This is a genomic window from Mycobacterium sp. 050128, assembly GCF_036409155.1.
GTDB lineage: Bacteria > Actinomycetota > Actinomycetes > Mycobacteriales > Mycobacteriaceae > Mycobacterium.
On record NZ_JAZGLW010000007.1, the window covers coordinates 13967 to 27355 of the forward strand.

Annotated in this window: 12 protein-coding genes and 1 pseudogene; 11 read left to right on the top strand and 2 right to left on the bottom strand. The window is 65.0% G+C overall.

Annotated elements, in window-relative coordinates; all coding sequences use genetic code 11:
- Positions 1-18: 18 nt before the first annotated feature.
- From pstS to SKC41_RS28755, 10 genes and pseudogenes are all read left to right on the top strand, one after another.
- Positions 19-1113, top strand: a complete 1095-nt coding sequence (pstS, locus tag SKC41_RS28710; protein ID WP_330981098.1) for a phosphate ABC transporter substrate-binding protein PstS — start codon at positions 19-21, stop codon at positions 1111-1113.
- A gap of 84 nt (positions 1114-1197) precedes the next feature.
- Positions 1198-2637, top strand: coding sequence for an FAD-dependent oxidoreductase (locus SKC41_RS28715; RefSeq protein ID WP_330981099.1), 1440 nt, complete (start codon positions 1198-1200; stop codon positions 2635-2637).
- Positions 2627-3529: an NHL repeat-containing protein gene (locus tag SKC41_RS28720; protein ID WP_330981100.1), complete on the top strand. Its 903-nt coding sequence runs from the start codon at positions 2627-2629 to the stop codon at positions 3527-3529. The genes SKC41_RS28715 and SKC41_RS28720 overlap by 11 nt, the downstream gene beginning before the upstream one ends.
- A 61-nt stretch (positions 3530-3590) precedes the next feature.
- Positions 3591-4082, top strand: coding sequence for a DUF7373 family lipoprotein (locus SKC41_RS28725; protein ID WP_330981101.1), 492 nt, complete (start codon positions 3591-3593; stop codon positions 4080-4082).
- A gap of 395 nt (positions 4083-4477) precedes the next feature.
- Positions 4478-5524: a sensor domain-containing protein gene (locus SKC41_RS28730; protein WP_330981102.1), complete on the top strand. Its 1047-nt coding sequence runs from the start codon at positions 4478-4480 to the stop codon at positions 5522-5524.
- 272 nt (positions 5525-5796) lie between these two features.
- Positions 5797-6906: an FHA domain-containing protein gene (locus SKC41_RS28735; RefSeq protein WP_330981103.1), complete on the top strand. Its 1110-nt coding sequence runs from the start codon at positions 5797-5799 to the stop codon at positions 6904-6906.
- Positions 6907-7345: 439 nt separating this feature from the next.
- Complete coding sequence (locus tag SKC41_RS28740) at positions 7346-8410, top strand: sensor domain-containing protein (protein WP_330981104.1); 1065 nt, start codon at positions 7346-7348, stop codon at positions 8408-8410.
- 68 nt (positions 8411-8478) lie between these two features.
- Positions 8479-9465, top strand: a complete 987-nt coding sequence (locus tag SKC41_RS28745; RefSeq protein WP_330981105.1) for a sensor domain-containing protein — start codon at positions 8479-8481, stop codon at positions 9463-9465.
- Between the two features lie 292 nt (positions 9466-9757).
- Positions 9758-9928, top strand: a complete 171-nt coding sequence (locus SKC41_RS28750) for a hypothetical protein (protein WP_330981106.1) — start codon at positions 9758-9760, stop codon at positions 9926-9928.
- A gap of 55 nt (positions 9929-9983) precedes the next feature.
- Positions 9984-10070, top strand: a pseudogene (locus SKC41_RS28755) (hypothetical protein); the annotation flags it as partial.
- 63 nt (positions 10071-10133) lie between these two features.
- On the opposite strand, the gene SKC41_RS28760 reads toward SKC41_RS28755, so the two are convergent.
- The gene (locus tag SKC41_RS28760; RefSeq protein WP_330981231.1) at positions 10134-10319 is read right to left on the bottom strand and encodes a hypothetical protein; all 186 of its coding nucleotides are present in this window, start codon (positions 10317-10319) and stop codon (positions 10134-10136) included.
- 792 nt (positions 10320-11111) lie between these two features.
- Between SKC41_RS28760 and SKC41_RS28765 the strand changes: the two genes are divergently transcribed.
- Complete coding sequence (locus tag SKC41_RS28765) at positions 11112-11843, top strand: sensor domain-containing protein (RefSeq protein WP_330981107.1); 732 nt, start codon at positions 11112-11114, stop codon at positions 11841-11843.
- Between the two features lie 117 nt (positions 11844-11960).
- Here the strand turns inward: SKC41_RS28765 and SKC41_RS28770 are convergent, their stop codons facing one another.
- Complete coding sequence (locus SKC41_RS28770; protein WP_330981108.1) at positions 11961-13076, bottom strand: IS110 family transposase; 1116 nt, start codon at positions 13074-13076, stop codon at positions 11961-11963.
- Positions 13077-13389 lie beyond the last annotated feature (313 nt).

Below are 13389 nucleotides of genomic sequence, written 5' to 3' on the forward strand. Positions count from 1 at the left end.
GTCTGGAGGCTAACCACGATGCGATCTTCACCTAAGCTTTTTGCCGCCATGAGCTTGCTGGCTGCTATGTCGCTGGTGGTCGCCGGGTGCGCTAAAGACAAAGTCGCGCCGTCATACGCCACCTCAGTGGTTGTGGAGTGCAGTGGCAAGCAGGCGTTGAAGGCCAGCGGCTCCAGCGCGCAAGCAAACGCCATGACCCGGTTCATCAAGGCCTACGAAAACGCTTGCCACGGACAAACGCTCACCTACACGTCCAACGGCTCGGGCGCCGGGGTGAGCGAATTCATCTCAGGTGTGACCGATTTCGGTGGGTCGGACTCACCGCTGGCCGGGGGCGAGTACGACATGGCCAGGCAGCGGTGCGGTTCGGACGCCTGGGATCTGCCGGTGGTGTTTGGTCCGTTGGCCATCACGTACAACCTCGATGTCGTTGACAGGCTTGTGCTCGACGGCCCCACGCTGGCAAAGATCTTCAATGGGACGATCACCCGGTGGGATGATCCGGCAATCAAGGCGCTCAACGACAGGATGCCTTCGGAGCCCATTCACGTGGTATTCCGCAGTGACGCGTCGGGAACAACCGACAATTTCCAGCGCTATCTTGACGCCGCTTCGGGCGGGGCATGGGGCAAGGGAACCGGCAAAGTGTTCAGCGGTGGGGTCGGGCAGGGTGCCAAAGGTAATGAAGGTACGTCGGAGCTGGTCAAGCACACCGAAGGCGCGATTAGCTACAACGAATGGTCGTTCGCTCAAGCGCAGCGATTGTTCGCCGCCAGGATCGTGACCTCCGCCGGACCGGATTCGGTGGCCATCGACGCGAACTCGGTCGGCAAGGCCATCGCTGGTACCAGCATCACGGGCCAAGGCAACGACCTGGTGCTAGATATGTCGTTGGTCTACAAACCAGTCGGGCCCGGGGTCTACCCAATCATGTTGGCGACCTATGAACTGGTCTGCTCCAAATACGCTGACGCACAGACCGGGCTGGCGGTGCGGGCGTTCCTGCAGTCCACCCTTGGCCCTGGGCAAGCCGACCTGGAGGACTTCGGATACTTCGCATTGCCCGGCCAGTTCCAGGAAAGAGTGCTCAAGGCCGCCAACGCCATCCGCTGAATGCCGACCAGATGATCATGATCGAAAATCGAAGTGCCGCAGCATCTCCGTGACAACTACTTAAACGGCAGGAGCCGATCCTTCATGACTCACCGTCATATCGTCGCCGTCGGCGGCAGTGATGCCGGCATCAGCGCGGCACTTCGAGCCCGCGAACTCGACCCCGAATCCAATGTCACCGTGGTCGTCGCCGACGCCTATCCCAACTTCTCCATCTGCGGGATCCCGTACTACGTCTCCGGTGAAGTCACGCACTGGACCAACTTGGCCCATCGCACCGCCGCCGACCTGGCCGCCACCGGCATGCGGGTACTCACCGACACCCGCGCCACCGGCATCAATGTCGAGGAGCACACACTCGACCTACTGGACTCCACGGGTATGCCGCGGCAATTGCCCTACGACGCTCTGATCGTGGGGACCGGCGCGATAAGCGTCCGGCCGCCCATCCGGGGCCTCAGCGGCCCCGACGCGTTGGGCCCCGCCGATGGCGTGCACTTGCTGCACTCCATGGGTGACACCTTCGCCGTCATGGATTCGCTACAAGAACGCCAGCCCACGACCGCCGCGATCGTAGGCGCCGGCTATATCGGCCTCGAAATGGCCGAAGCCCTTACCTCGCGCGGCATCCGCGTCTCGCAGATCGAAGCGTTGCCGGAGGTCTTGCCCACCGTCGATCCGGAACTCGGCGCCCTAGTGCACGCCGAACTCGAACGTAACGGCGTCGAAGTCCTGACCAATACCGCCGTCACCGCGATTAGTCGAAGCGATACTGGCGGACTCACCATTACCGCCGACCACGACGGCCGACCTGTCTCGCGCACAGTCGATTTCATTCTGGTCGTCGTCGGCGTTCGCCCAGACACCGAACTTGCCGCCGATGCCGGCGCAGACCTCGGCGTCAAAGGCGCCATCGTCGTCGACGAAGCCATGCGAACCAACCTGTCCGACGTCTTCGCGGCCGGCGACTGTGTACACACCCACCACCGACTCCTTGGCATCACCTGGCTCCCGCTGGGCACCACGGCTCACAAGCAAGGTCGCGTAGCGGGCGAGAATGCGCTCGGCGGTGATGCCCGCTTCGCGGGCAGTCTCGGAACCCAGGTCGTCAAGGTCTTCGACCTTGTTGCCGCCCGCACGGGTCTTCGCGAACACGAAGTCGTCGCCGCAAATCGCGGCTGGGTGCCTGCAACTAGCCAATCGAGTCCCGACGACCACAAGGCCTACTACCCGGGTGCCACGCCCATCCACATCCGCATCACCGGCGATGAGCAAAGCGGTCTCCTGCTAGGTGCTCAACTAGTGGGACACCGTAGCGCTGAAATCGCCAAGCGCGTCGACACTTACGCCACCGCACTGTTCCATACGATGACCGTCGACCGCCTCAGCGAACTCGACCTCTCCTACACGCCCCCGCTCGGATCGCCGTGGGATGCCACTCAAATGGCGGCCCAAACGTGGGTACGTCAGCATCGTCCCGCGATGCCCAGCACGACCGAATCGCGATCTACGCATGCACACTAACCGACGCACCAAGATCGGCCTCATCGTCGGCACAACCGTGCTCGTTGCCGTCATCGTTGCAGCCCTGGGCATTTCGGCTTTCATCAAGGATCACGACAACGAACCTGTGACAGTGCTGCCGTTTACCGACCTCAAGGGCCCCAACGGCGTGGCGGTCGGCAGCACCGGCGAGGTCTATGTTGCCGACGAACTCGGCGGCCAAGTACGCAAACTGGCCCCGGGTTCGACCACCCAGGTCGCGATACCGTTCGATATCCCCAGCCCTGAAAATCCCAACGGTGTCGGCCTGGATCCGGTGGCCATCGCCGTGGGACCCGCCGGTGATATCTACGTCGTTGACGGCCACAATGATCGGGTACTCAAACTGGCCGCCGGGTCCACGACGCCGACCGTGCTGTCGCTTGCCGACCTCGCCGACCCCAACGGCGTCGCGGTGGACGGCTCAGGCAACGTCTACATCGCCGAATCACACGTCCGCACCCCACGCGTGCTGAAACTGCCAGCAGGCGCCACTGCACCAACCGTGCTCCCGCTCACTGATGTCAAATTCCCCAAGGGAGTCGCGGTCGACGGCGCAGGCAATGTATACGTCAGCGACAGCGGCAACAACCGAATCCTCAAGCTGGCTAACGGATCCGGTGCCCAAAGCATGTTGCCATTCACCGGACTCAATGGCCCCAGGGGAATCGCCGCCGACAAAGCAGGAGATGTCTACGTCGCCGACCGGGGCAACAGCCGGGTGCTCAAACTAGCGGCGGGGGCAACCTCCCAGGAGGTCGTACTGTCCGCTGGACAGTACGACCCCGCCGGTGTTGCCGTCGACACCGCAGGCAACATCTACATCGCAGATCTACACAATCACCAGGTGTTAAAACTGGCGGCGCACTCTTGACACCGTCGACGCCCAGCACCAAATATTCGGGGCGGCCCGCACCCTAGATCTTCAGCTGCCGTTGATCGACACCTTCACCCCGACCGATCCGCGCCAATTCCCCACGCTGCCACAAGATCCCACTGGATTAATCGCCAAGACTCTGCCGCTGCCCGCCGACCAGGCCACCCCCACCTCGGGTGCCTATCCCCCGGTCGGGGCCCTGCATCTGGATGAGGATCCGGTCCACACCGGGCCTGCGTTGACTGCAGCCGGCGTCGACGACGTGTCGATCAATCTGGACACCCTCTATCAGGCGAAAGACCCAACCGCCGCGCAAGCCCTGGCCAGCACGCTGGCCGATGCCGCCGCTGCCACACCGGGAGCTCAAGACGCCGCCTCAGCGCCGGGGATGCCCCAAAGCCACTGCACCCGCGTGGCCGGCTCTAACGGTCTGGTCCCGCGCTACTGGTGCTTAGCTAGCGCCGGTCGCTACACCATCAAAACCATTGCCCGACAACTAGATAAGGCACAGCAACAACTCTCGGCCCAGTACCGCCTAGTGGGCGACTGACCCTCCATGTGTGGTTGCTGGATGCTCCAGCGGGTCGGTAGTGCTAGCGATAGTGGCCACGTGTTCAAGCATTGGTGATGGCCGGCGGGTTCTGCCTGTTTCTGACCGCTATCGGGGCCTTGGCCTGCTCCGTATAGCCGCATAAATACAGCAGTAAGCTACGGCTCTCCGCGTGACGCACCAGCATCATCGCCGCCGATTGTCTGCAGATTCACTCACGATCGACCCCGCGCAGCGTATGCCATATCGCGCTATATCGACTGTTCAAGGTGCTCTATTGCGTTGGCGCAGGTGTGCCGACCTCACCCGCTCGTACAAAAATCTGAACATATTGCGATGCTACGTGTTGATATGGTTGTATACGTAGCATCAGCTCGGACACGGAGGTCGCCGAAATGTCACTGCAGCACTACCACCTAGGACTCGCAGCCCCGCATGCCCCTTCGGCGCCGGTGGCCACGCCGCAGCGGCGCCCCGCGCCGACCGCACGGCCCGAAGACGAGGTCACCGTGGTCACCGGCCCACGCCGCGCGCCCCAGGACGAAGTCACCCTGGTCGTCGACCCGCGTCGTGCACCGCTGTTCCGCACCCCTGCCCCTATGCCGGCAGCAGGACCGCACCCGTGGCCCGGCGGCCCGCAGTTCCCGCCCGCCGGATGGGCCCCCGCGCAGTACCCGATTCCCGGTCGGCGGCGCAACACTCGCCGCACCTGGGCGATCACTGCTGCTGCGACAGCCGCGACGCTGGTCATCGCAGCTACGGCAGTGGCGTTGACGGCCGGCGACACCGGCCAGTCGAGTAGCGCCGGCGCCACGACGACACCTGTGGCCGCCACCCCATCACCGTCGACGACCACGCCGGCGCCCGCCCCGATCGTGCCGGTCACTGCGCTGCCCGGGTTGCTGTCCGACCCGGCTGCCCTCAACGCGATTGTCGGCAGCCCCGCGATGGCCCTGCAGCAGACGGTGAATCGTATGGACGATCCCAAATCCGACACCCCCGACTGCCTGGGCACCTACCACCCGATCGAGCAAGCGGCGTATCAGGGCAGCGGCTGGATCGCCATGCAAGGGCAGCTGCTGCACGAGAGCGGGACCGCGCAGTGGAAGCACGTCGTCATTCAAGGCGTGGTCAGCTTTCCCACGGCACAGGCCGCCGCCGATTTCGTCACCACACAACACAACAGTTGGTCCAAGTGCCAGGGCAAACCGGCCACGGCCAACTACGAGGATGGCCCCGAGACCTACGTCATCAATGCGGTCAAGTTCCAAACTGGCATCCTCACAGCCCAGATGATCCAAGAGGGCGGTGGCGGTTGGCGCTGCCAGCATGCGCTGAACGCGCGTAACAACGTCGTCGCCGACGTCGCGGCCTGCGGGTTCGCTCCTGACGACCAGGCGACGGCGATCGCCGCGGCCATCAACGGCCGAATCGAGGCGTGACGCCAGCGCGGCGCTACGCCGCCTCGGACGCCGCACACGTAACAAACGTTGCATGATGCGCCCAGCAATCGGAGCACACGCAAGCGACGTACTCGCTGCAGCCGTCCGCCGCACTGATCGTGATCCGCTGAGTCCCAGCCTTGCGCGCAAAGGAGAGCGGTAGCTGTTCGGCAATGCGCGCAGTAAAGTACAGCATGGTGCGATATCTATTATCGCAGTCGTGGTAGCGTTTACGTAGCAGTAGCAGCGACGCGCAATGTTGGAGTGACCACATGGAGACCGCCCGAAACACGTCACAGCCACCGCTAGCTGTGGAGCCCATCCGCGCCCACCCGGCGTTGGTGATTAAAGCAGAGAATCAGACGTACACCCTGAGTCCCCGCGAAGCGCCAATCGTGATCGGCCGTGAATTTCCGGCTCAGGTCACTATCAGCGATGACCGCATCTCGCGCACCCACCTGCGCATCGACCACACCCCTGGCGGGTGGATCGGAGCCGACCAAAGCAGCAACGGCACCTTCATCAACGGCATCCGCCAGTCCACCTTTGCCATCCGCGAGGGCATGACCATCCAGCTCGGACATCCCCAGGGCATCACGGTGGCCTTCGGCTTTGCCGCCGCGAATCAGGCAGAGCCCGACGACGACGATGACGGGTACGACCCTGAACAGACCCTGGTCACCGACCCGGGGGTAGCACGCGCCGGCGCCGCGGTGGCCGCTCGCCGCGAGGAACTCAAGCTGACCCAGCGTTTCATGGCCCGCGAGGGAATCGTCAACGCGGGCGCCCTCATTGACTTCGAGAAGGGGCGGCGTTGGCCACGCAGAGCCACCCTGGCCAGAATCGAAGACGCGCTGCAATGGCCGCACGGCACCATCGAACGGATTCGCCGCGGCGCCAACATCGACGACACCGAGCGCACCGAGGTGCTGACCAATACGGTGCGCGCGCCATTGATGGCCCAGGCCGTAGAAGTTGCGCTGACGACGATCAACTCAGCGATCACCGCACTGCCGCAAGACGTCACCGATCCCGGCTTTAGCGCCCGCGCCGCAACTATCTTGGCCGATTTGCGCACACTCGAGTCTGTGGCAGCCAATGCCGCACACACCGCCAAGGGAGCTCCCGAAGTCGCGCTGGGGTTGAGCTCGGTCCGCAGGTGCTACAAGGACCTCATGCTGCGGGCCGCCCGCGCGCCCGGCGCCACGTTGGGTCAACGGCTGTATGCGGCCAGATATCGCGCGGAACTGACCGTCGAAGAAACCGCCTACGCAGCCGACGTGCCGGTCGAGGCCGTCGCCGCCGCCGAGGCCGAAGTGCCGTTGGACGCCAACACCGCAGCCGCGCTCTCAGGTGCACTTGCCGTGCTCACCCGCCGCTAACTTCTGCCCGCACTACCACCATCGGATGTGGACGTCGGGCCAGCCGAGACGCTGCGATGCGGCGACGGCGAATCTCCCGTTACGTGGCGCGACGATAACGCCGCTGATTGAGGCCAGCCTGCAACGAGGAACTGGCCGGCCTATGGTCCGTGCCGGCCGCTGCAGCGTGTTTATTCGCCACTAGGACAGCATCACGCTGCGTCTAGTCGGCCCTAGCGCTTCATCTACAGCCCATGATTTCGGGCTATGCAGAGCACACATACTCCAATCCCACTGCGCTATCCAAGCAGCTATACGACTCTGAACTGCTATTTCGCCCCTGCTACGTCATCATTCCATGTCGCTACGATTCCGCTGGCATGCGCTACGACTCTTGTGGTTGAATACGTTGCATCAAGGGCACGTATTAGAGCGGGTCCTACGGTAAGGAGTCCAGACCATGACTCAGACCATCCCTTCGCACCAGCACCGCGGCTACCCCGGATACGGCACGCCCTATCAACGACCGTGCGAGCCGGCAGCCCCAGCTTTTGCCCCCCACCCGGGCATCAGCACCGCAGGTCGCCCCGGCCAGCTATGGGGATCGCCCGCCGCGCCGCCCGCTTTTAGCCGCCCCATACCGGCGATCGTGCCGCCTGCCGCCGGCCCCTGGGGCCCACCGAACACCTGGCCCGGCCCCAGTGGCTGGCCGATGCCGCCGGTCAACGCCGCCAAGCGCAAGACGCAGTGGTGGCTGGTTGGCGCGGCGGGGGTTGCCACGGTGGCCACCGTCATCACCGCGACCGTCGCGATGGCGGGCTTGGCCGACCACAACGGATCGGCCACCACCGCAGCTAGCGGTGTCCCGGTCCCCGCCCCTCCGGTCACGTCGTCTCTCGCGCCGCAGACCACCGTTGCGGCGCCGGCGCCAGGAAATACCGGCTCGCTCGTCGACGATGAGACTCTGCCCACACTGCTTCCCGACGTCGCTACCGTCGGCCAGGTCATGGGTGGAGTACGGCTTGAGGCCATCGACAGGCTGTCTGGGTCGGGCATGTTCAACGACCAACCCAACCCGCCCGAGTGCGCAGGTCTCGTCGTGCCCGTATCCAGCGTGGCCTACTCCCGTTTCGCGCCGCGCACCACGCTCGTGCAGGCCCTGCGCGATCAAAATAAAAACCTGGTGCACACCGTCTTCAACGGGGTGACGACGTTCTCGACGCAATCCGCGGCCACAGCGTTCGTCAACCAGCAAGCAGGCACCTGGCAGGGTTGCCGCGCGAACCCAATTGTGTTGACCCCCAAGAACGACAAGCCGATGACGTGGACCGTCAGGGACGTCGCCCAGCGCGGCGACACCCTCACCGCGAGCACCGCCCTGCAGAACAGCAGCACGCTATGCCAGCGCGCCCTTACCGCCAAACGCAACGTCGTCATCGACATAACGACCTGCAGCGAGAACCCCGGCGATACGGCCGCGACCCTCGCGGCGCAGATCTCGCAGCGCCTTGGCCAGTCGAGCTAAGCCCCCACCCCTGAACAGCCCGGGCACGCCGTCACGCCGTGCGCCAACACGACCGGAGGTTGCATCCCATGTCAGATCTGCATCAGCGCGGAGTCGGATACCCCTACGCCTCGGCAGCTGCATCGCCCTCGCCGTGGCAGCCTTCGCCGTGGGCACCCCAGCGCACGGACGAGCGCCGGCCGGCCTTCACCGCACACCCGGTCGGGGCACCCGCGCCGTTCACCGGCTGGACGCCGCCCTCGTCTTCCGCTCCTCCGTGGCCCGCTCAGTGGGCGCCGGGCGCCTACCCGCCGCCCGGGCGGCCGCGGCGCACATCACGCACGTACGCGATCGTCGGCGTCGCCGCCGCCGCCGTGGCGATGTGCGCAGTAGTGGCCGTGATCGTCACGGGATCAACGCCGTCACAGCCCGCACCCCAAGGCAGCGACACCACCACGGCACCGGCATCACCAAGCCTGCCACCGCCCTCGCCCGCCCCCACCATCGCGGTCAACGCGCTGACCGGCCTGCTACCAGATCCGGCGGCCATCAACGCGATCATGGGCACCAGCGCGATGGTGCTCGTGCCCGATCCGGCGCCCGACAAAATGTGGACCGCCGATATCGATCGGCCTGACTGCCTCGGGACCTATCACCCGGCCGAATTGGCGAACTACCAAGGCAGCGGCTGGATTGCAGTGCAAACTCAGATGCTTCGCGAGCCCGGTGAGAACTGGACGCACTCCGTGAGCCAAGCGGTGATCAGCTTCGCCTCGGCGCAAGCCGCAACCGATTTCGCTTCCCAGCAGGGCGCCAAGTGGCAAAGGTGCATGGGCGTAGCTGCGACCGTCACCGACACCACCAGCCACGAACGCTACACGTTCACAGTCGACCGCGTAGACAACCAAAACGGCACGCTCACAGCGCGTTTCACCTATGAGGGTCTGGCTGGTTGGGGATGTCAGCGCGCGTTGACCGCGCACAACAACGTCGTGATCGACGTTCGGGCATGCAGTGACGCTCCGACCGACCAGGCCGCCAAGATTGCAGCCTCCATTGCAGGGCGTGCGGCATGAGCGGCCCAGCGATGCGCGTCGCCGAGACCGCCAACCGCTGGCAAAGGATGCTTAATTGGCGAACACTGGTCTTTCTCTCACCGCTCTACATCGCCGGACGCAGCGGTATTAACTCGATGTTTCCGTCCGCAGCCCCAACCACGGCGGCCCCCCTGTGGGCATGGTGGTCATTCGCCCTGACCACCCTCGCTATATCCGTGGCGGTGGTCTGGTTTCTCCTCAAGAGGATAAATAGAGCCACCCCGGCCGATCGCCGCCGCGTTTGGGGCGTACTGCTTGCCGTGATCATGCTGTGGGCTTCATCGACGACGGCCTTGCCGACGTGATGACCCACCTGTCTCACGCTCACTCCATCTGGGTGGAGATCGCCGCTTACGTGATCAGCCTTCTTAGTGCGCTGGGTCTCTTCGCGGCCGGCCTGTGGGCCGGTGGGGCACGTTTTCACGACCGCGAAATTCGCTGACCCAAACGGATATTGCTGTGACAAACATCCGGCCCTTAAAAGCAGACACTGGCCTGTGCGAGTACGAGGACCGCACAAGTGGTTCAGCGCCTATAGCGGCGAACGAGAGGCCGCCGCCATCTGCACCAACTGCCCCATCATCGTCAGCTGCGCCCAGCGCGCTCTGAAACTGGGCGTCACCGACGGCGTGTGGGCATCAGTCCCGCTACCCGGCTCCCGAAATGCCGACGCTCTCCAACAGGCCCGCGCGCGTCTGCAGGAAGTGATCGACCGCTACCAGCGCCAGCCTGCGGAATGGCAGCGCCGGTCCCTGCAGATTCGCCAGGCCGTGCACTTCGCCGCCACCCAACGCGAACAACGCCGCCGCCACGCAGCAGCGGCCACCCGCCACGCGCCCGTGGCATCCCCAGCCCTCACGGAGCGAGCCAGTGCCTAGCACCAGCGCGGCCACCCGCATCCTGCGCGACGATCTGCTCGCCCAATTACGCAGTGCGCAACGCCCCCTGACCACAGCACACCTGCGCGGTCACGCCCCAGCGGTACCCGTCGCCGGCACCGCCGAGTACTGCCCTCCCATCCAGGAACAGATCTACCGCGTCTGCGCTCGTGAACGCCAAGGCCTCGTCAAACGAGGATCCACCCCAGGCCGCGACGTCACGTGGCTGCCGGCCCCAAATCCCGCCGACCGCGAAATCGCCGCCCTAGAAGCCACTTTCACCGACTCCACCACGGCGCAGCGCGCCGACCGCCCCGCCATCGCACGCGCCAGCGAACATCTCAGCGGCCACGGGCTCGCAGGTGCTGATCCACTGTGCCGACCTGTTGGCGCACACATCAGCAGGGCACTGGAGCGCTGCCTCGCCAATCGGCCGACTGACAACCTAGACCCCTTACACCGACAACACAGCGAAAGGAGAAGCGGCACTTCCGCGCCCGGCCAAAGCCAGGAGTTTCCGCGCCGCAACAAACAGATGCCCTCGCCTCACGCCTGCTCACCGCTCCGACTGAGTCGACGCCAGCCAATGTGGCATACGCTTCGCTGCTTAGGCGCACAGCGACCCAAGACCTCGGTGACGCTGCGCACAATCCGGTACTGGCTGATGATGCATTCGGGTCCCAATTCGCCGAGTTTCGCATATTCCCGTTGCGCCGCGGCGCTGGCAGCGAAAGTAAGGTGGCATAGATGATTTCACCGTGCCGCCAGAGCTATCGGGGTGTCGCCGCCTTCGCACTGGCTTGCGTGATCATGACGTGGGCGTGTTCACACGTCCTTAGCGGACAGCCGCGCGCGCTGTCGGCTCGAGACAGTGCGGCCCCGACCGTGGCCCCGACAGATCTCGACAAACTGCTGCTGTCGGACGAACACATCAGCGACATCGTCGGCGCCGGCCCGCTGGCGACCTTCCACACCTATTCGACAATCACCCCGGCCGATGCCAGCGAGACCTTCTCAGATCCGAGCTGTGCCGAAGCAGTCTGGAACACCATGTGGACCGCCTACGACGGCTCTGGCTACACCGGAGCGCTCGGACACGGGTTGCGCGAGCCCGGCGACCGGCATACCCATTCCGTCGACCAAGGAGTGGTCGCGTTTCCCACCGCTGATGCAGCCACCCTATTCGTCGCGCGCGTGACACTGGCCTGGCAGCACTGCGCCGACGCCCATTTCAGCGACACCGGGCCCACCGGGCCGCCGCCGAACACCCGAACCGATTGGTACACAGTGGGATATCCGACAATTTCCGATATCTCAACACTCGTCATCCACCCGGAAGGCAAGGGTGAACAGACCAACGTACGCGCAATCACCTCACGCTCCAATGTCGTCATTGACGTCGCTGCACAAGGCCCCGCCATGGTCACCGACAAGATGGTGACGATCGCGAACGCGATCGCCGCCAAGCTACCCCACTAAATTACGACCTCGCCAAGGCCGCCGCCGAGGAAGATGCCCCCCGCCCCGAGGAGGACGCTCCGCTGTTGACCTCCTCCCGCGACTGAAGGTCGCGGGAGGACCTATGCCGCTTGCGCGTCATCGGTCCCCCAGGGTGGCCAGCGCGCGTGACCACTGGTCGTTGAGCCGCTCGAGTTCTTCGAAATGCCATGGGGCGGGCTGGGATTGGTGTCTGTTGGCTTCATCGGTACGCAGGTGCGTATAAACCTTGCGCACAATTTTGCGTTCCAGGCACCGCAGGGCTTTGGCGTGTGTGTCACCGGCGTCGCGGCGCCGACGGTAGTAGTCGGCGCCGGAGCCGCCCCGCAGTTGGGTGAAGGCGATGCGGAACAGCGCGGCGTTGAGTTGACGGTTGCCGCAGCGGCTACCGCGCAGCCGCACTTGGCTGCCTCCCGAGGTGTGTGGGATGGGGGCGAGGCCGGCGTGGCGGGCGTAGGCGGCTTCGCTGCGGAACCGGTGCACGCCGGCGGTTTCTCCGATGAGTTTGGCGGCGGTGAGTTCGGCGCAGCCAAACAGCGTCAAAAGTGAGGGCGCCGCGGCGCGCACGCGCACGGCGATACGGCGTTCCAGGGCGTCGATTTCGTCGGTGAGCCTGGCGATGTCGGTCAACTCGTCGTAGGCCAGCTCCGCGAGCAAGCCGGGCTGGGTGGCCAGCCAGCTCCGCAGCGCTTGACGTGGAAGCTCGTGGTCGAGCCTCATCCGTTTGCTGGCGTGGGGTGGGTCGAGTTCGTGCACGCGCCACATCAACCGATTCATGGTCGCGCGCCGGTACTGGACCAGGTGCTCGCGGCGATCGACGAGCAGCTTCAATTCCCGCGAGGTGTCGTCGTGGCTGGCCACGGGCAGGTCCGGTTCGCGCAGCACCGCGCGCGCCACGGCCAGGGCATCAATGGGGTCCGACTTGCCCCGGGTGCGGGCCGAGGCACGGGTGCGGGCCATTAGTTGGGGTGGCACACGCACGACATGTTGTCCTGCGTGGAGTAAGTCGTTTTCTAGTCGCGTGCTGAGGTTGCGGCAATCCTCCACCCCCCAGACCAAGTCGCCCCTGAAAGTGTCGCGGGCCCAGCTCAGTGCCTCGAGGTGCCCGTCGGTGGTTGCCGCCACGGTAATTTCTGCCAGCTTTCGGCCGACGCTGTCGACACCGACGAAGGTGTGGGTGGCCTTGTGTGCATCGACACCGATCACGACATCCATTGGCACCACCTTGTGCAGCAGGAACGCCGGCCGCGTTGCGGCCGCTCACCGCGCTTGTGGTGTGCGCGTGAGACACCACAAGCCCCTCCCCCGCCTGGAGCCGGCAGTATTCGCCTTAGCGCGCCGAGGCGCGCACTACTGGCCTAAGCCAGGCCTCAGGTGTTGCAAGCATCCGGCCGCCGCGCGTGGCGGTCGCGACACTTGCGAGTGGCGTACTACTTTCGGTTCGGCCATCCCATCCCTCAGAAGAACGTGCCGGCAGTACCGCAAACAGCCCAGCCGCGGGGGCGGCGGCAGTACTACGTGGAGCCAG